14 protein-coding genes and 1 tRNA gene are annotated in these 17,615 nt (G+C 64.8%); 12 read left to right on the top strand and 3 right to left on the bottom strand.

All coding sequences use genetic code 11. The features are described from left to right. Positions 1–68 precede the first annotated feature (68 nt). Both AYJ54_RS48040 and AYJ54_RS31905 read left to right on the top strand, forming a co-directional pair. Positions 69–829, top strand: a protein-coding gene (locus AYJ54_RS48040; protein ID WP_430641378.1) for an IS5 family transposase whose coding sequence is annotated in 2 segments (ribosomal slippage) — positions 69–425 and positions 428–829 — 759 coding nt in all. Because the reading frame shifts where the segments join, the coding sequence is not laid out codon by codon here. A 15-nt stretch (positions 830–844) separates the two neighbouring features. Then, complete coding sequence (locus AYJ54_RS31905; RefSeq protein WP_063705351.1) at positions 845–1,846, top strand: ribonuclease Z; 1,002 nt, start codon at positions 845–847, stop codon at positions 1,844–1,846. Between the two features lie 16 nt (positions 1,847–1,862). Here the strand turns inward: AYJ54_RS31905 and AYJ54_RS31900 are convergent, their stop codons facing one another. Both AYJ54_RS31900 and AYJ54_RS31895 read right to left on the bottom strand, forming a co-directional pair. Further along, positions 1,863–2,966 (bottom strand): NAD(P)/FAD-dependent oxidoreductase, encoded by a 1,104-nt coding sequence (locus AYJ54_RS31900; RefSeq protein WP_063705349.1) that lies wholly within the window; start codon positions 2,964–2,966, stop codon positions 1,863–1,865. 102 nt (positions 2,967–3,068) lie between these two features. After that, a complete protein-coding gene (locus AYJ54_RS31895; RefSeq protein ID WP_063705346.1) occupies positions 3,069–4,292 on the bottom strand; it encodes an SMP-30/gluconolactonase/LRE family protein in 1,224 nt (407 codons plus the stop codon). A gap of 331 nt (positions 4,293–4,623) precedes the next feature. Here AYJ54_RS31895 and AYJ54_RS31890 point away from each other — a divergent pair, with 331 nt between their 5' ends. The 6 genes from AYJ54_RS31890 (at position 4,624) to AYJ54_RS31865 (ending at position 13,611) form a co-directional block, all read left to right on the top strand. After that, the gene (locus AYJ54_RS31890; protein ID WP_063705354.1) at positions 4,624–4,869 is read left to right on the top strand and encodes a hypothetical protein; all 246 of its coding nucleotides are present in this window, start codon (positions 4,624–4,626) and stop codon (positions 4,867–4,869) included. Between the two features lie 1,183 nt (positions 4,870–6,052). Continuing rightward, complete coding sequence (locus AYJ54_RS31885; RefSeq protein ID WP_063705343.1) at positions 6,053–7,615, top strand: 2-isopropylmalate synthase; 1,563 nt, start codon at positions 6,053–6,055, stop codon at positions 7,613–7,615. A gap of 176 nt (positions 7,616–7,791) precedes the next feature. Beyond that, complete coding sequence (locus tag AYJ54_RS31880) at positions 7,792–11,394, top strand: beta strand repeat-containing protein (RefSeq protein ID WP_063705341.1); 3,603 nt, start codon at positions 7,792–7,794, stop codon at positions 11,392–11,394. A gap of 211 nt (positions 11,395–11,605) precedes the next feature. Continuing rightward, positions 11,606–12,607 carry a TRAP transporter substrate-binding protein gene (locus AYJ54_RS31875; RefSeq protein WP_063705338.1) on the top strand — a complete coding sequence of 334 codons (1,002 nt, stop codon included), beginning with the start codon at positions 11,606–11,608 and terminating at the stop codon, positions 12,605–12,607. 181 nt (positions 12,608–12,788) lie between these two features. Beyond that, positions 12,789–13,367 carry a Spy/CpxP family protein refolding chaperone gene (locus AYJ54_RS31870; protein WP_136624063.1) on the top strand — a complete coding sequence of 193 codons (579 nt, stop codon included), beginning with the start codon at positions 12,789–12,791 and terminating at the stop codon, positions 13,365–13,367. Between the two features lie 168 nt (positions 13,368–13,535). Then, a tRNA-Lys gene (locus tag AYJ54_RS31865) sits at positions 13,536–13,611 on the top strand. Between the two features lie 295 nt (positions 13,612–13,906). Here AYJ54_RS31865 and AYJ54_RS31860 read toward each other — a convergent pair. Next, the gene (locus AYJ54_RS31860; RefSeq protein WP_063705332.1) at positions 13,907–14,215 is read right to left on the bottom strand and encodes an EthD family reductase; all 309 of its coding nucleotides are present in this window, start codon (positions 14,213–14,215) and stop codon (positions 13,907–13,909) included. A 342-nt stretch (positions 14,216–14,557) separates the two neighbouring features. Here AYJ54_RS31860 and tnpA point away from each other — a divergent pair, with 342 nt between their 5' ends. Genes tnpA through AYJ54_RS31840 form a run of 4 tightly spaced genes read left to right on the top strand, consistent with a single transcriptional unit; the run spans position 14,558 to position 17,575 of the window. Then, positions 14,558–14,980 (top strand): IS66-like element accessory protein TnpA, encoded by a 423-nt coding sequence (gene tnpA, locus AYJ54_RS53575; protein WP_063697018.1) that lies wholly within the window; start codon positions 14,558–14,560, stop codon positions 14,978–14,980. Further along, positions 14,977–15,333, top strand: a complete 357-nt coding sequence (tnpB, locus tag AYJ54_RS31850; protein WP_063697016.1) for an IS66 family insertion sequence element accessory protein TnpB — start codon at positions 14,977–14,979, stop codon at positions 15,331–15,333. Before tnpA ends, tnpB begins: the two co-directional genes overlap by 4 nt. Positions 15,334–15,383: 50 nt before the next feature. Continuing rightward, positions 15,384–16,934: an IS66 family transposase gene (gene tnpC / locus AYJ54_RS31845; protein WP_063697015.1), complete on the top strand. Its 1,551-nt coding sequence runs from the start codon at positions 15,384–15,386 to the stop codon at positions 16,932–16,934. Further along, positions 16,931–17,575, top strand: coding sequence for a UPF0149 family protein (locus AYJ54_RS31840; RefSeq protein WP_063697013.1), 645 nt, complete (start codon positions 16,931–16,933; stop codon positions 17,573–17,575). Before tnpC ends, AYJ54_RS31840 begins: the two co-directional genes overlap by 4 nt. Positions 17,576–17,615: the final 40 nt, after the last annotated feature.

Raw genomic sequence — 17,615 nt, 5'->3', positions numbered from 1 at the left:
TAGGGTCTGTACCTAATTAGCGCGCTCTGATTCTCTTGCACCCGAACTGATTCGGCACGGGGGCTTTGATGCGCAAGGGGCTGTTCTGGCTCAACGACAAGCAGTGGGCTCAGATAAAGCCGCATCTGCCAACGAACCAGACCGGACCGGAGCGCGAAGATGATCGACGCATCATCAGCGGTATCATCCACATGCTTCAGTGTGGCGCGCGCTGGCGCGATTGCCCGCCCGACTTTGGTCCTTACACGACGATCTACAATCGGTTCAATCGCTGGGCCAAGCGCGGACATTGGCAGGCGATCTTTGAAGCGCTCGCCCGCTGCGGCAAGGATGGCGTGACTTTGTCCATCGACTCCACCTCGATCAAGGCGCATCGCTCGGCGAGCGGCGGAAAAGGGGGGAACATGAACAGGCGATCGGCCGCTCGCGCGGCGGGCGGACCACGAAAATCCACGCGCTGAGCGACCCTGATTGCAAACCCTGCGCATTTCATCTCACTCCGGGCCAGGACGCAGATATTGCCGCAGCGCCGGCCCTTTTGGAACTCGCGCCGCCCATGTCTGCCCTCATTGGGGACAAAGGCTACGACGGCGACGGCTTTCGCGCCGAAATCGTCAATCGTGGCGCCAAGCCCGTCATTCCAAACAAATCCAACAGGGTGACCTTCCACAACTTCAGCAAGCGCATCTATAAAGGGCGCAATGTTATCGAGCGTTGCTTCTGCCGGCTCAAGGATTTCAGGCGTGTCGCAACTCGTTACGATAAACTCGCCAGAAACTTCTTGGCTGCCGTCCACATCGCAGCCATCGTCGCCTATTGGATCAATTGAGTCTGGACCCTAAGCATGGCCCAGCTGGTTCAATGCCGCCTCGTCAACGAGCCGTTCGCCGATCCCGGACTGTTGCTCGACTTCAGGTTCGGGCGCCGCGCGATGCTGTTCGACATCGGCGATCTCGCTGGCCTGTCCAATCGCGAGTTGCTTCGCATCAGCGACGTCTTCGTGAGCCATCGGCACATGGATCACTTCGCCGGCTTCGATCAGTTGCTGCGGGCCCGGCATCATCAGCCCGGCCGTTTGCGCGTGACGGGGCCGCCCGGCCTCATCGCGGGCATCGCCGGCAAGCTCGCGGCCTATAGCTGGAATCTGCTCGATGAGACTTCATCCGACTTTGTGATCGAGGCGGCCGAATTCTGCGATGGCCGGCTCGGCGGCTGGACCCGCTTTTCTGCGCGAGATCAGTTTTGCGCAAGGTCGATCGGAGAGACATCGCTCGCGCCGGGGCTCGTGTTTCATGATGGCGATCTGCGCATCGAGGCTGCCACGCTCGATCACGGCATGCCCTGTCTCGGCTTTGCGTTGCAGGAGACGCGCCGGGTCAATGTCTGGAGCGTTGGCCTTGCCGAGCTTGGCCTTCAGGTCGGTCCATGGCTCAACGCGGCCAAGCGCGCGGTCCGCAGCAGCGCGGACGAGAACATGCTGGTTGACGTTGGCGACGGCCGCACCATCCGGCTCGGCGAGCTCATCCGGCACGCGCTCAAGGTCGCGCCCGGACAGCGCGTCGCGTACGTGACCGACGTCGCCTTCACCCCTGATAATGCCGAGCGCATCATTGCGCTCGCGCGCGGTGCCGATCATCTCTTCATCGAGGCGGCCTTCGCCGGCGACGATGTCGAGATCGCAAAAGCGCGCCGTCACCTGACGGCCACGCAGGCCGGCGAGCTCGCCCGAGCGGCGGGTGTTAAGCGGATGACGACGTTTCACTATTCGCCGCGCTATCTCGAAGCGCCGGACCGGCTGCGCAACGAAGCGGAAGCTGCGTTCTCGGGCCAGTCCGCGCCGCCCTGACCATTGCCGGCGTAGATCAGCGCGCCCTTAGCAGCGACCGATCGAGCGGGCGGAGCCGGGCGGGATCGAACGGCGACAGGTCGACATCGCCCATCGCGCCGTCCGCGATCAGTTGCGCCAGCGCCTCGCCGGTCGCAGGCGCATTGAGGATGCCCCAGACATTGTGTCCGGTCGCAACGTAGAGGCCTTCGCTTCCCGGCACCTTGCCGATCAGCGGCAAGCCGTCCTGCGTGACCGGGCGGAAGCAGGCCTGCCGCGCGATGATCCTGTCGGCGCGAAACACGGGCGACAGCCGTTCGGAGATCGCCTGCAGGCGGTCGATGGCGTCCCGATCCGGCGTTACGGCTGCCGGATCCAGCGGTAGCGGAGCGACGTCGGAGAAGGCGGTGACGTGCGTGCTGCCGTCGGCCCGCGGGAAAACCTCGATCGAGACTGCGCCGTCGTCCTCTCCGTATTCGAGAAACAGGGCATCGGCCGGCACGTCCGTGCCGGTGTCGTAGACGATGCTCGGACTGCGCTGGCCGTAGACGGCAGGCAGACTCATCCATTGTGCGGCGAGCAGCGACCACGGCCCCATGGCGATCACCACGGCATCCGCCTCGAGGACTCGGCCGTCGATCTCGACACCTTTCGCGGTCGTGCCATTCGCATCGCGCACAATGCCGGTGACGCGACCGGCTCGAAGCTCGGCGCCTTGCACAAGCGCGGTGTTCATCACCGCTGAGGTGAACTTGCGGGGATGAACGATCCCGGTCGTGTCCGTCGTGCCGAGGCGATGCGCGATGACGACTCCCTTGGAGAGCCAGCCGAGCGCGCACGGCGCATCGCGGCGCGCATCAGTGTCGGACGCGACAAGGCCGCTATAGGCACTCATGCGACGATAGCCCCAATCGCCTGCGATCTCATCCGCCAGCCGGGCATGAAGGGCAAAACTGCGCCGCGCCAGCGCATCGAGCGGCGTGCCGGCGCACCAGTCGAGCGCCAGGAATCCGCCGGCCTTGCCCGAGGCGGCCGCTGCCACCTCCGTCCGCTCCACGACGGTGACGTCGACGCCGCGGCGGCGGAGGAAATAAGCGGTGCAGGCGCCGATCACACCGCCGCCGCAGATGATAACGCGCATGGCTCCTTCCTTGATGGTCCCTCACGCATCGAGAGGACTACCAAAACAATTCGGCGCCGGCTGGGCACGCCGGCGCCGCATCGTGATTCGGCTCGCGCAGCGTCAGCCCGGCCCAGCGCCCTGCGTTGCCGTGTACACGGCGTAGAGCGATTGGCTCGCGGCCATGAACAGGCGGTTGCGCTTGGGGCCGCCGAAGCAGAGATTGCCGCACACCTCGGGCAGGCGGATGCGGCCGAGCAGCTTGCCCTCCGGCGACCACACCGTCACGCCATTATAGCCGACCGAGCGGCCGGCATTGCTGGAGGCCCAGACATTGCCGTTGACGTCGCAGCGCACGCCGTCCGGTCCGCACTTCACGCCATCGATCACGCAGTCGGAAAACCGCTTCAAGTTGGAGAGCTTGTTGTCGCTGCCGACGTCGAACACGAAGATCTCGCCCTTGCCGCCCGGCCCGGTGTCGCCCGGGCCCTTGCCGGTCGAGATGACGTAGAGCTTCTTGAAGTCGGGCGAGAAGCAGAGGCCGTTGGGATCGGGCACCTGGTCCTCGCTGACGACGAGATCGACGCGGCCGGAGGGGTCGATGCGATAGCAATTGGTGGGCAGCTCGCGCTTGCCCGGCACGAAGCCGGCCGGCTGCCCGATCCGCGGATTGAGCTTGCCGCCTGCGTTGCTCGGGCCGCCCGCGCCGTCGGGCTCGCCTTCATAGAGCTGACCGCCATAGGGCGGATCGGTGAACCAGTAGCTGCCGTCGGGATGCGCGACGACATCGTTCGGCGAGTTCAGCTTCTTGCCGTTGTAGGAGTCCGCAAGCACGGTGGCGGTGCCGTCGTGCTCGTAGCGCGTCACCCGCCGGGTCAGGTGTTCGCAGGAGAGTTGGCGGCCCTGGAAGTCGAAGGAGTTGCCGTTGGAGTTGTTGGAAGGTGAGCGAAACACGCTGACGCGGCCGTCGTCCTCGCTCCAGCGCATCTGCCGGTTGTTGGGAATGTCGCTCCACAAGAGGTAGCGGCCCTGCGCGCTCCATGCCGGGCCTTCGGCCCACAACAGGCCGGTGTAAAGCCGCTTGATCGCCGTGTTGGGCTGCGCGAGGTCGTTGAAGGACGGATCGACCGCGATGATGTCGGGGTCCCAGAAATAGGTGGTCGGCGCGCCGCCCGGGCCGAAATCGCGCGGCGGGGTGGTGATCGTGGTCGGCGGCGCGGCCGGGCCGGCCTGGGCCAGCGCGGAGCCTGCTCCGGCCACGGTGGCGGCCGCGCCGAGCGCGAGCCCCTGGACAAGCGTTCGTCGTGAAAGCGCAGCGTCTTGGTCACGCTGCTCGTGGCGTGTCATCGCGTCCTCCCGGTCATGTTCACTGGCCGGTTGATCCGGCCCAGCACGACCTGAGGTTAATGCGGTCCGCGGCCGGTTGCGAGAGCCGGGTTCGCATCTTCGGCGCGATATCTGATCATAATCAGGTCACATTCGAATGCATGCCGATCGGCCGCCGCCACGCGCTTGGGTGCGAATTTGCGCCGTCACCAAGGCCTTAAAATGTTCCGCGCAGTCGAGCAAAAATTTCCCTGTTCCAAAGGCCAAGCGGGATTTCGTATGACGCATGTCAAGCCTTGACCTCGCATGTAATGCTGGCAGAACTTGCCGGGGGCAAAAGCCGGAGTTGATTGTGCTGGGTCTCGTCGTGTTGGTCGGACTGATCGGGATCGCGTTCGCGGCCGGCTATTTCACGCGCGGACACGTGTCCCGCAAACGGCGTGCGGAAGCCCGCCGCTGGCGTAACTACACCCAGCCGGACTGGCTGCACGCCTCGGCGCCCGCCAACACCAATGAAGCCACGCCTCCGGCGGTCGGCGAACTCGGTCAGATGCTGGACCGCTGGGAGAACAGGGCTCGCGCCCGCCGCGCCAGATAGCTGCCAATCGCTTCAGGCCCGTAGCCGGGCTGAACGACCCGTCCGCCGTAGCTCGAAGAGCGATGGCGGAAGCGATATCCGAGACGTCTGGTCCCACATATTGCTGCGCTCATGCGGGCTTCGGCGCCACGCATCCACAATTCCTTGCGTTGCCCGGCAAGCAAAACACGCAGCCGCTGGGTCAATCCATCGGCCGCAAGATATTCGCCTTTACAGAAATTCGGATTTATAGTATTAACTCGCATCCCGCCCGACGAAAGGGACGGTTCGCGAGTCGTACGGATCGTGGGCGGGCTGCGGTGGACGCGAGCGGCGTCGATGCGGGCGGTGGCGTGCAGGGCGAGTTGAACCTCGTGAGCGCATCACTTTTCGTGCATGACGAACGGCGCTCACTCGCCCTGCGATGCCTCTTGGCGAAGCAGGGTGCGCTTGCGTACGGCAAAACCGTGTGGTCCTGGCCGTCGTTGCTACGGTCAAGCCTTTTGCGGAGGCGGACATTGCTTCAACCGGGGCGATGTCCGTGCATTCTGCGGGGTAACGGAGGCCAGAAGGAATTCGGCTCCGGGGAGAGCGCGGCATAAGCCGTCAAACCACTGCGCAGGGAAGGCCGGGCGTTTTCCGGCTTCACCTGTTTTCCCGTTGTGCATTTGCGTGTGCATTTGATCGCACAGCGGGCCGCGGGTGCCAGCCGGCGCCCGGTCTTCCCTGCGCCCTTTTCTCGTGGGGCATCAAGAAGAGAGCAAAACTCGGGCGAGCCGCGCCGCGAGAACGCGAGGGCTGTTTGGACATGGACACGCTGCCACCAATACCGGAATCTCATAGGTCAGTCCCCCTGACCATCTTTTTGGCGTTGCAGTTGCTGCTATTTCTCGTCTAGAAACGGTGCACTGAGCCACCCGGCAACGAACCGTCAACGGTTTTGGCCGAGGATTCCTGGGCTCACAAGGGTCTGGCAATGCTGATTCGCGGCCAAATCGATGGGATTTTGGGGGAGGTGGCTCTGGCCGCCGCCACGATCCCGGCCGCGCACCTGCCCACCCTCCTTATTGACGGGCTTCTTCTTACCTGCCCCTGAGGGCCGGCTGGGCGCCACGCGCCTGGGCACTCAGGGGTTGTACGAGATCACCGGACACCTCATGCGCCCAGGAACTGAACGGCGCGAAAGCTCAAAAGGAAATCTGCAATGGCCCCCGTGAACAAGTCCGAGAAGGACCGCGTCATCATTTTCGACACCACGCTGCGCGACGGCGAGCAGTGCCCCGGCGCCACCATGACCTTCGAGGAGAAGCTCGAGGTCGCCGAGCTGCTGGACGATATGGGGGTCGACGTCATCGAGGCCGGCTTCCCCATCACCTCCGAGGGCGACTTCCAGGCGGTCAGCGAAATCGCCCGCCGTTCCAAGAACGCGGTGATCGCCGGCCTGTCGCGGGCCCATCCCGCCGACATCGACCGTTGCGCCGAAGCCGTCAAGTTCGCCAAGCGCGGCCGCGTCCACACCGTGATCGCGACCTCGCCACTGCATATGCGGGTGAAGCTGAACAAGACCCCGGAGCAGGTGGTTGAGACCTCGGTCTCCATGGTCGCGCGCGCCCGCAACCAGATCGACGACGTCGAATGGTCGGCCGAGGACGGCACCCGCAGCGAGATGGACTTTTTGTGCCGCATCGTCGAGGCCGTCATCAAGGCCGGCGCCACCACGGTGAACATCCCCGACACCGTCGGCTACACGGTGCCGGAGGAATACACCCACTTCATGAAGACGCTGATCGAGCGCGTACCGAACTCGGACAAGGCGGTGTTCTCCGTGCACTGCCATAACGACCTCGGCATGGCCGTTGCGAACTCGCTGGCCGGCATCGTCGGCGGTGCGCGCCAGGTCGAGTGCACCATCAACGGCATCGGCGAGCGCGCCGGCAACGCCGCGCTCGAAGAGATCGTGATGGCGATCAACGTGCGCAACGATAAATTCCCGTACTGGAATAAAATCGACACCACGCAGCTCACCCGCGCCTCGAAAGTGGTGTCGGCGGCGACTTCGTTCCCGGTGCAGTACAACAAGGCGATCGTCGGCCGAAACGCCTTCGCGCATGAGAGCGGCATCCATCAGGACGGCGTGCTGAAGGACGCCTCCACCTACGAGATCATGCGGCCCGAAATGGTCGGCCTGAAGCAGTCCTCGCTGGTGCTGGGCAAGCACTCCGGCCGCCATGCCTTCGTGCACAAGCTGGAGGAGCTGGGCTACAAGCTCGGCCCCAACCAGCTGGAAGATGCGTTCACGCGGATGAAGGCCTTGGCCGACCGCAAGAAGGACATCTACGACGAGGACATCGAGGCGCTGATCGACGAGGAGATGGCGGCGGCCCACGACCGCATCAAGCTGACTTCGCTGACCGTGATCGCAGGCACCCATGGTCCGCAGCGCGCGACCATGAAGCTCGACGTCGACGGCCAGATCAGGATCGAGGAGGCCGAGGGCAACGGTCCGGTGGACGCAGTGTTCAACTGCATCAAGCGCCTGGTGCCGCACGAGGCCAAGCTCGAGCTGTATCAGGTCCACGCGGTCACCGAAGGCACGGACGCGCAGGCCGAGGTCTCGGTCCGCCTGTCGCATGACGGCCGTTCGATGACGGCGCGCGCGGCGGACCCGGATACGCTGGTGGCCTCCGCAAAAGCCTATCTCGGCGCGCTCAACAAGATCGTTATGAAGCGCCAGCGCGACACGGTGACGACGGCGGCGGCAAGCTGACGTCGGCCCTCACGGCAGATCGGCGGAAACGCGGCGCCTCCGGGCGCCGCGTTTTCGTTTGGCGCACGATCGGTTATGTGAACGTGTATCGCAACAAATATGTTATTAACATGTCACGTTAACACCCCATTAACCGGCAGCGTCACGGGCCGTGCCCCGTTGCTGGAGAATTGGAAATGTCACTGACCGCTGGTTGCATCGCCTTCACCGGGTTCAATGGCGACGGCAACGACAACCTGTCCTTCGTTGCCTTGACCGACATCCCGCAGGGCACGGTGATCAACTTCACCGACAGCAACTGGAACGGCACCAGCTTCGCCACCGGCAGCAGCGCCGAGAGCACGATGGCCTGGACCGCGACGAGCGCGATCGCCGCCGGCACCGTCATCGACATCAACAACATCGGCAAGGGTACGCTCGGCGCCAGCGCCGGCAGCGTGACCTTCACCAACGCCAACAACACCGGCCTCTCCAACGACAGCGAGGTTGTCTACGCCTATGTCGGCTCCTCGACCTCGCCGACCTTCCTCGCCGCGATCTCCAATGTCGGCTATTCCACCAGCGACGGCACGCTGACCGGCACCGGCCTCGTCGCCGGCCAGACCGCGGTCAGCTTCACCGGCGGCCTCGATATCGTCGGCTATAACGGCCCGCGTTCGGGCCTTGCCAGCTTCGCCGATTACCTCGCCGCGATCGGCAACACCGCCAACTGGGTGACCCAGAACGGCAGCGGCGACCAGAGCACCGACGGCACCGCGCCGGACGCGCCGTTCCCGACCACTGCCTTCACCGTCGCGGCTCCGGCGGCGCAGTCGATCTCGTTCTCGCCGTCGAGCGTGTCGGTCGCCGAGGGCGACAGCGGCACCAAGACGATGACCTTCACCATTGTGCGCGCCGGCGGCACCACCGGCGCGATCAGCTTCTCCGGCAGCTTCGCGGCCGGCACCACCAATGCGGCCGACTACGGCGGCACGCTGCCGGGCTCGACCTTCAGCGGCAGCATCGCGGCCGGCGCGACCTCGGCGACCGTCACGATCACGATCTCCGGCGACACCACGCCTGAGCCCGACGAGAGCTTCACGCTGACGCTGACCGGCGCCAGCAACCCCAGCGCGACCGTTACGATCGGCACGGCGACCGCGACCGGCACCATCACCAATGACGACGGCACCGTGCTCTCCAGCAACTCGTCTTCGCCGATCACGCTGGCGAACAACGATCATCTCACCGTTCTCGGCGGCGTGACGCTGTCGGCCTCGACGCCGGTCACCTGGATCGGCGGCAGCACCTCGCCCGGTGCGCTGCTCGACAATTTCGGCACCATCACCGGCACCAGCCGTGCGATCGCGACCAGCGGCTCGGCGAGCGGCAGCTTCACCATCCACAACGAGGCCGGCGCGACCATCACCGCCACCAAGGATGCCGTGAAGATCTCGAACCTGGTTTCGGGCACGAGCGGCACCTTCACGGTCAACAATGAAGGCACGATCGCCTCGACCGGCACCGGCAGCAACGCCGGTCAGGCGCTCGACCTCGACGACATCAACTCGAGCGGCGTCCACACCGTCATCAACAACGCGGCAACCGGCATGATCTCGGCGGCCGATGCCGACGCGATCCGGCCCGGTGCCAATGCCACCATCAACAATTACGGCCAGATCGTCAGCCACAACGGCTCGGCCTCTTCAACCGGCAACGATGCGATCGACTTCCAGTCGGTCAATACCGGCGGGATCGTCAACAATTTCGCCGGCGGCGTCATCGACGGCGCGCGCCACGGCATCACCGGCGATCAGCCGATCACCGTCACCAATGACGGCACGATCACGGGCGAGGCCGGCTCCGGCATCAACATGGACAGCTCTGCCAACACGACGACGGTCGTGACCAACCGCGGCACCATCACCGGAACGTCGGTCAATGGCGCCGATGCGGATGGCGTCGACGTCGACGGCCTCGTCTCGATCGACAATTTCGGGACGATCGGGGCGGTCGGACTCGTCGCTGCTGCCAACGGCCTCAACGAGGCGCTCGCGATCGGCGGCGGCACCGTCCACAATGAGGTGGGGGGCCTGATCGTCAGCGATCAGCGCGCGATCACCGTCGACGACAGCAACGACGGCAGCGCGTTCGGCGCCATGACCATCATCAACGACGGCACCATCCGCGGCGACAACGGCGAGGCGATCTCGATCACCGGGACCTATGGCGACACGATTGCCAATACGGGGAGCATCTTCGGCAGCGTCGCCATGGATGGCGGCAACGATACGCTCACCAATAGCGGCACGATCGGAGGCGACGTGGCGATGGGAGCGGGTGACGACACCATCACGCTCGTCGCCGGCTCGGTTCTGACTGGCACGATCGACGGCGGCGACGGCCTGGATACGCTGGTTCTGTCGGGCAATGGCGGCGGCACGCTCGGCACTGTGACCAATGTCGAGAAGCTCGATGTGCAGGGCGGCACCTGGCGGATCCAGGACGCGACAGGCTATTCCGACATCGCGGTCGAGAGCGGCGCGAAGATGATCCTGATGGGGTCGGCCGCCGGCGCGGCGATTGCTGCGGGTGGTACGCAATACGTCTACGGCTCGGCCTCGGGCTCGACGGTCTCGGGAGATCAGGTGATCGAGGCTGGCGGCTCCGCCAGCGGCTCGACGATTACGGTCGGCGGCGAGCAGGACGTCTATGCCGGCGGCGTCGCGACCGGCACCATCATGGATGGCGGCAGCCAGGGGGTTTACGGCGGGGCGGTGAGCCTGACCACGATCGGCGACGGCGCGATCCAGCATCTCCACGGCAGCGCCACCACCACGATCGTCAACGACGGCGGCGAGCAGAACGTCTATGCCGACGGCGCCGCGACCGGCACCACGCTCAATGCCGGCGGCATGCAGATCGACTGGGGCACGGCGATCAGCACGACGCTCAACGGCGGCGAGCAATACGTGTTCGGCACGGCGAGCCTGACGACCCTCAATTCGGGCGTGCAGATCGTCGAGAGCGGCGGCGCGGCCAACTCGACCACGATCCACGGCGGCGAGCAGGACGTCTATGCCGGCGGGACCGCGATCGGCACGGTCATGGACGGCGGCAGCCAGGCGGTCTACGGCGCGGTCGTGATCCAGACCACGATCAGCGGCTGCGCCATCCAGTATCTGCACGGCAGCGCCATCACCACGACCATCAATGATGGCAGCAAGCAGGCGATCTATGCCGACGGCAGTGCGACCGGTGCCGTCGTCAATGCCGGCGGCGAGCAGATCGATTGGGGTCTCGCCACCGCCACCATCGTCAACGGCGGAACGCAGTATGTGTACGGCGATGCGACCGGGACGACGATCCTCGCCGGCACGCAGCACGTGCAGTCCGGCGGCAATGCGGTCAGCACCACCATCGGTTCGGGCGCGCTCGCTTATGTCCATTCGGGCGGTGCGGCGAATGGGGTGGCCTTCGCCGGCCCCAACGCCTCGCTGGTGCTCGATCAGTCATCCGCGCTCACCGGATCGATCTCCGGCTGGCAGGCCAACGACAGCATCGATCTCGGCGACATCCTGTTCAGCGACGGCGTGACCTCGCTCGCCTATTCGCAGAACGGCGACAACTCCGGCGGCACGTTGACGGTCTCCGACGGTGCGCACACGGCAACGCTGAGCCTGCTCGGCCAGTACACCGCGGCCGACTTCGCCCTGTCCTCGGACGGCCACGGCGGCACTCTCATCACCGATCCGGCGGTCGCGCAGCAGGCCCAGCTCGCTCCGGCGCTGCACGGCTGAGGCCGCGCGAATAACAACGTCATGGCCGGGGCTCGCCCCGGCCATGTGTGCTTGCGGTCCCCGGCGGGACGACCATCGCCCCGCGGGATACAGCATTTTTGCAAGGAGACCCCTGCTAACAGGCAATAGCGCCTAGGCCTGCTTCCCTATAATGCTGCGTCCAAGTCTCGGGGCCGGCGGTCCGTGCCCTCAAGGACGTGCGGGAGGAAGCATGCGAAAAGTTATCTGGGCTGCGGCATCGATCGTGGCGCTGGCCTTTGCCGGGCCGGCATTGGCGCAATCGCCGATCATCATCAAGTTCAGCCATGTCGTCGCCACCGATACGCCGAAGGGCAAGGCGGCCGAGAAGTTCAAGGAACTCGCCGAGAAGTACACCGGCGGCAAGGTCAAGATCGAGGTCTATCCGAACTCGTCGCTCTACAAGGACAAGGAAGAGCTCGAGGCGCTGCAGCTCGGCAGCGTGCAGATGCTGGCGCCGTCCAACTCGAAATTCGGCCCGCTCGGCATCCGCGAGTTCGAGGTGTTCGATCTGCCCTACATCCTTCCCGACCTGAAGACGCTACGGAAGGTGACGGAAGGCCCGCTCGGCGCCAAGCTGCTCAAGCTGCTCGAGCCCAAAGGCATCACCGGCCTTGCCTATTGGGACAACGGCTTCAAGGAGATGAGCGCCAACAAGAAGCTGGTCACCCCTAGCGACTATCAGGGCGTCAAGTTCCGCATCCAGTCCTCGCGTGTGCTCCAGGCGCAGTTCAAGGCGCTCGGCTCGCTGCCGCAGGTGATGGCGTTCTCGGAAGTTTATCAGGCGCTCCAGACCGGCGTGGTCGACGGGCAGGAGAACACCTGGTCGAATATCTACACCCAGAAGATGCACGAGGTGCAGAAGTACATCACCGAGACCAACCACGGCTACATCGGCTACGTCGTGATCGTGAACAAGAAGTTCTGGGACGATCTGCCGGCCGACATCCGCGACCAGCTCACCAAGGCGATGAAGGAAGCGACCGACTTCAACAACGCGCAGTCGCAGAAGGAGAACGACGACGCGCTCGCCGAGATCAAGAAGAGCGGCAAGAGCGAGATCATCAAGCTCACGCCGGAGCAGGACGAGGCGATGCGCAAGGCGATGGAGCCGGTCTACAAGGATGCCGCGAGCCGCGTCGGCCAGTCGCTGATTGACGAATTCCAGAAGGAAGCGAAGAGCGCGACGAACTAGCGTGAATGAACCATGAATGAAAGGGCTTCCACGCTGACCGCGTGGAAGCCCTTCGTCATTGTTGCTAATGATTTCTGACTGCGAATTACATCGCGCTAGGGTGCCTCCCTGTCCAAGTTGTAAGTTGCGCGCGGGCCGGATGGCGCTCATCCTCAGCGGCATCCTTCCAAAGGAGGTTCGCATGAGGAAGTTCACCATCGCCGCCATCGCCGTGCTCAGCATCGCCGGCTCGAGCGCGGTCTATGCCCAATATCATCGTCCGTGGATGCAAGAGCACATGCGCCACATGCGCATGAACCCGGAAGATCGCGCCGCCTTCGTCGACGCGCGGATCGCCGCCGTCCATGCCGGGCTGAAGCTGAATGCCGATCAGGAGAAGCTGTGGCCGCCGGTCGAGAGCGCCGTGCGGGAGTTCGCCAAGCTGCGCATCGACCGCGCCAATGCGCGAATGAATGCCGGCCCCGGTGACGCCGACAAGCCGGAGGATCCGGTCGCCCGCCTACGCCAGCGCGCCGAGGACATGGGCGCCACCTCCGCGGCCCTGAAGAAGATCGCCGATGCCGCCGACCCGCTCTACAAGACGCTGGATGAGGGCCAGAAGCGGCGCCTCGCCGTGCTCACCCGCCACGGTGGCGCGTTCGGCGGTGGGGAAGGTTGGCACCATCGGTTCATGGAACGTGGCATGGAACGCGGGATGGACCGCTTCCATGGCGACGACCGGGACGGCGGGCCGGACAGCGACCGGGAGGGCCGCCTCTGAGCGGCCCGGGATTTCCCGGGAATTAACCCTCGCGAAGCCGCTGGAATCCAGCGGCTTTTCGCATTTTAGGGCCTGTGGACGAACCCTTGGAAAACCTGCACCGCATCGCTTGCCATCCCCGAACTGCTTTGCTAAACGACCGGCCTCGCAAGGCTTTGACCGCCTTTCGGGCGCATAGCTCAGTTGGTAGAGCAGCTGACTCTTAATCAGCGGGTCCCAGGTTCGAGCCCTGGTGCGCCCACCAAAGGAAAATCCTTATTTTCCAAGATCTTCGCGGGATGATCGCCGAGAACAAAATGGGTCTCGTGCGACGCTTTTTGTGGTCGGACGTCGCGGCAAAGCTGCGGCTGAAGCTGCGGTCTTTCAGGCACTGCGGCATCCAGTCGAAGCCGCTGTGGAGTTGCCCGGATTCAAACAGCTCATCCCAGAACAAGAGACCGAACAGGCTTCGCCATAGCGTGTTGTCGGCAAAGAACACGCGCCGAGCGCGCTCGGCGCGACGTCCTGGACGCCGGCGATATGCGTGCAGCCCTTCGACATCACACCACAGCGGTTTCCGCGAAGTGCACGTCGGCGCCGCCGGTCGCGAATTTCGCCACGTCGGCTGCGGCGGCCTGCCCCTCGGGGCTGGCGCGGGCAGCGCCGATCGCCGCCATGCTGTCGAAGGTCAGCGTCGCGATCAGGTGCAGCGGCGACGGGCCGCCCGGGGTCATGATCGGTCCCTTGGTGACGGTGTACTTCCGCAAGCCCGGCATCTTTTTGGCGAGCGGAACGTGGGTCTCATAATAGTATTTGTCGAAAGCGGCAGGATCGGTCGGCATCTTGTAGAGCACAACTAGGTCGGCCATGGTGCATTTTCCCTTTCTTGTCGTATCGATATCAAGCCACACGTCGAACTATAGCGTCGGTTTCATGGCGGGTGTCTCGTACGCCCAACATGCATAAAGTTCCAAACAGCGGACCAGCCGCGAGTACGGCGAAGGCTGCTGAAAATGAGTTTGTCGCCGCAAAGACCAGCCCGACAACGCTCGGCACGATGGCGCTTCCCAGTTGCCAGACGGAGTTGATCACGCCCGTTGCAGTGGCCGTTGTCGATCGATCGATAGCGGTACGACGACCCCACCTCGTTTAGGTGGACGGCATGAGCGAGACTCGCGCCTAGATTCGACAGCGCGAGGGACACTGACTCCATGCATCAAGACAGACATCAAGACAGGCATGACGCCGCCTCCTATCAGCGGATCGAAGTGATCACGGGGGAGACGCGACGGCGCAGTTGGAGCGATGCAGAGAAGGCGCGGATCGTGGCCGAGAGCGCCGATCCGGAGACGAGCATTTCCGAGGTGGCGCGGCGCAACGGGGTCAACCGGGGACTGCTCAGTGTGTGGCGGCGCAATGCGCGGCTTGCGTCGAGCGAAGGGCCGCAGTTCGTGCAGGTCAGGCTCGATGACGCCGTCGAGGCGCGGCCGAACGTGATCGATAAGCCACACGTTCTGGCGGGTCCGGCCGAGCGGATCGAGGTGATGATCGCGGGCGCGACGGTGCGCGTGCCCGTCGGCGTCGACGCCGCGACGCTGGAGCGCGTGCTGGCGGCGGTGAGATCGATGCGATGATCACGTTCGGTCCAATGATCCGTGTGTTCGTCGCGACGCAGCCGATTGACTTTCGCAAAGGCGTTCATGGCCTGGTCGCGCTGGTGGCGGAGGGATTGGGCGGCAAACCCTACAGCGGCGACGTTTACGTCTTCCGATCGAAGCGATCGGATCGTTTGAAGCTTCTCGTTTTTGACGGCTCTGGAATAGTTCTAGCGACGAAGTGGCTCGAGAATGGGAGCTTCGCCTGGCCACCTGTTCGCGAGGGTACGATGCTGGTGACGGGGGCGCAACTGGCGATGCTGATCGAAGGTCTTGCGGAGTGGTCGCGTGTGGTCCCGAAGGTGACGAAGCGGCCGACGAAAGTCGCCTGAATCGTCTTGTTTTGCTGGCGAGTCCGGGTGTGTTCGTGTAGCTCTGCGATATGGCGCTTCGCCCTGAAGATCTCCCCTCTGACCCTGCGGCTCTCGCCGAGATGGTGCTGGCTTTCGAAGGCGAGAACGACGATCTGCGCGCAGAGATCGCCACGTTGAAGAGCCTGATCTTCGGCTCGCGATCGGAGCGCTCGGCGATCGTCTGTGCCGAACAGATCGCGTTCGATCTGGAACGGACCGCCGGCGCGCAGCCTCCGGCCAACGATGACGAACCGGACGCGTCGAGACCGAAGCGGCGCAAAGCGAGGCGCAACATCGGCGCGCTACCGGCGCATCTGCCCCGGGTCGAGCGGGTGATCGAGCCGGCGTCCACGCTCTGCCCGTGCTGCACGGGTCAGATGCATCGGATCGGCGAGGAGAGCAGCGAAGCGCTCGATCGGGTTCCCGCGTGGCTGCGTGTGCTCCGCACGATCCGTCCCAAATATGCCTGCCGCGCCTGTGAGGGCCCGATCGTCCAGGCCCCGGCACCGGCGCGGCTCGTCGAGGGCGGCATGGTGACGACGGCGCTGATCGCGCATATCGCCGCGGCCAAATATGCCTGGCAATCGACGCTCTACCGCCAGACGCAGATCCTGGCGGGCCAGGGTGTCGTCGTCGACCGTCAGACGCTGGCGCGCTGGATGGGGAGCGCGGCGTGGCTGGTCAGGGGCCTCTACGATCTGCAACTGAAGACCATGCACGGCTTCGAGCGGTTGTTCTGCGATGAGACGCCGATGCCGGTGCTCGACCCGGGACGCGGCCGCACGAGGACCTGCCAGTTCTGGGCGCATGCGACGGACGATCGGGCGTGGAAGGGTCCGGCACCGCCTGCGGTCGCCTATGTGTTCGCGGGCGGTCGCGGCAAGAAGGAGATCGTGGCGCAGTTGGCCGGCTTCGAAGGCGTGCTGCAAGTCGACGGCTATGCCGCCTACGCCTCGCTGGTGGGCGATGCGAAGATGTCGGGCAAGATCCAGCTGGCGTATTGTCTCGTTCACGCGCGCCGCAACTTCGTGAGGGTGCACAAGACGACGAACTCACCCTTCGCCGCGGAGGTCATCGAGCGCATCGCAGCCGTCTACGCGATCGAGGAGAGGATCCGCGGTCTCGACGCCGGAGAACGCCGCGCGGCGCGACAGGCCGAGACGAAGCCGATGATGGAGGCGTTGAAGGCCCGTCTGGTCGCGGTGAAAGACGGAATCTCCTGCCGCTCGACGCTCATCAAGGCGATCGATTACATGCTCGAACGCTGGCAGGGCCTGACGGCGTTCCTGGATGACGGGCGGCTCGAGCCAGACAGCAACACCGTCGAGCGATCGATCAGGCCAATTGCGATCGGGAAAAAGAACTCGTTGTTCAGTGGTGACGAGGGCGGGGGCGAGACATGGGCGGTACTCTCTTCGCTTCTTAACACGGCCAAATTGAATGGCCTCGACCCCGAGGCCTATCTCGTCGACGTTCTCGAGCGGATAGTGAGTGGCGCCACGAAGGTCAACCAGCTTCACGAACTTCTGGCCTGGAACTGGAAGGCCGCACGCGAAGCCGACAAGCGGGCTGTGGCATGACGAAGCCGAAGCGACGGCGAGGAAAACCGGCCAAGACGACGATGGCGGACTATGCCATGTCGTTCGAACGGCTCGGACAATGGATGAGCGAGCGCGCCAGGTCGCCGACGCTTCGGCATCCGCGGGCGACGTCGCTCTCCATGCTCGACGGCGCAGTGGCCGCTGTCGTCGCCGGGCCGGTCTCGATGGCCTCGGAGGAATGGGTGTGCCCGCTCCTCGGCGTCGATCCCGATGCCTTCAATCACGACACCGAGGAGTTCTCGGCGATCGCCGCCACGCTGATGCGCCACAACGCGATCAGCGAGACACTGTCGACGAGACCGGAGAGCTTCGAGCCACTGTTCGTGCGATCGCAGGACGGCGAAGTCGACCCGCAGCCCTGGTGCATGGGCTTCTACGCCGTCATGAAGCTTCGGCTTCTCGTCTGGTCGCGGCTTCTCTCCCCGAACGGAACCGAACACCTTATGCTGCGACCGATCCTGGTCCACTACATCGATGACGCCGGTCGGCCCTTGCTGCCCCCGGCCCGGCACAAGCTGGGAACGCCGCCCATCGTCCAAAACGCCTGGCGCGACATTCCAGCAGCCGTCGAGGCCCTGCGGCAGTTCTGGATGCCTATACGCTTCAAGCGTGGCGCGTAGGCCGTCCGCGCCAAGTCCGTGGCCCTCTCGTACCGCTTAC

Source organism: Bradyrhizobium centrolobii (assembly GCF_001641635.1).
Classification (GTDB): Bacteria; Pseudomonadota; Alphaproteobacteria; order Rhizobiales; family Xanthobacteraceae; genus Bradyrhizobium; species Bradyrhizobium centrolobii.
The sequence above is the reverse complement of the archived record's forward strand: the minus strand, read 5'-3'. Positions and strand labels throughout refer to the sequence as shown.

What these genes read in the sequence shown, in the direction of transcription:
- AYJ54_RS31900 (WP_063705349.1), bottom strand. Translation starts at nt 2,966, where the DNA reads ATGCGCGTTATCATCTGCGGCGGCGGTGTGATCGGCGCCTGCACCGCT.
- tnpC (WP_063697015.1), top strand. Translation starts at nt 15,384, where the DNA reads ATGGCGCTTCGCCCTGAAGATCTCCCCTCTGACCCTGCGGCTCTCGCC.
- tnpA (WP_063697018.1), top strand. Translation starts at nt 14,558, where the DNA reads ATGCATCAAGACAGACATCAAGACAGGCATGACGCCGCCTCCTATCAG.
- AYJ54_RS31875 (WP_063705338.1), top strand. Translation starts at nt 11,606, where the DNA reads ATGCGAAAAGTTATCTGGGCTGCGGCATCGATCGTGGCGCTGGCCTTT.
- AYJ54_RS31840 (WP_063697013.1), top strand. Translation starts at nt 16,931, where the DNA reads ATGACGAAGCCGAAGCGACGGCGAGGAAAACCGGCCAAGACGACGATG.
- AYJ54_RS31905 (WP_063705351.1), top strand. Translation starts at nt 845, where the DNA reads ATGGCCCAGCTGGTTCAATGCCGCCTCGTCAACGAGCCGTTCGCCGAT.
- AYJ54_RS31885 (WP_063705343.1), top strand. Translation starts at nt 6,053, where the DNA reads ATGGCCCCCGTGAACAAGTCCGAGAAGGACCGCGTCATCATTTTCGAC.
- AYJ54_RS31870 (WP_136624063.1), top strand. Translation starts at nt 12,789, where the DNA reads ATGAGGAAGTTCACCATCGCCGCCATCGCCGTGCTCAGCATCGCCGGC.
- AYJ54_RS31880 (WP_063705341.1), top strand. Translation starts at nt 7,792, where the DNA reads ATGTCACTGACCGCTGGTTGCATCGCCTTCACCGGGTTCAATGGCGAC.
- AYJ54_RS31895 (WP_063705346.1), bottom strand. Translation starts at nt 4,292, where the DNA reads ATGACACGCCACGAGCAGCGTGACCAAGACGCTGCGCTTTCACGACGA.
- AYJ54_RS31860 (WP_063705332.1), bottom strand. Translation starts at nt 14,215, where the DNA reads ATGGCCGACCTAGTTGTGCTCTACAAGATGCCGACCGATCCTGCCGCT.
- tnpB (WP_063697016.1), top strand. Translation starts at nt 14,977, where the DNA reads ATGATCACGTTCGGTCCAATGATCCGTGTGTTCGTCGCGACGCAGCCG.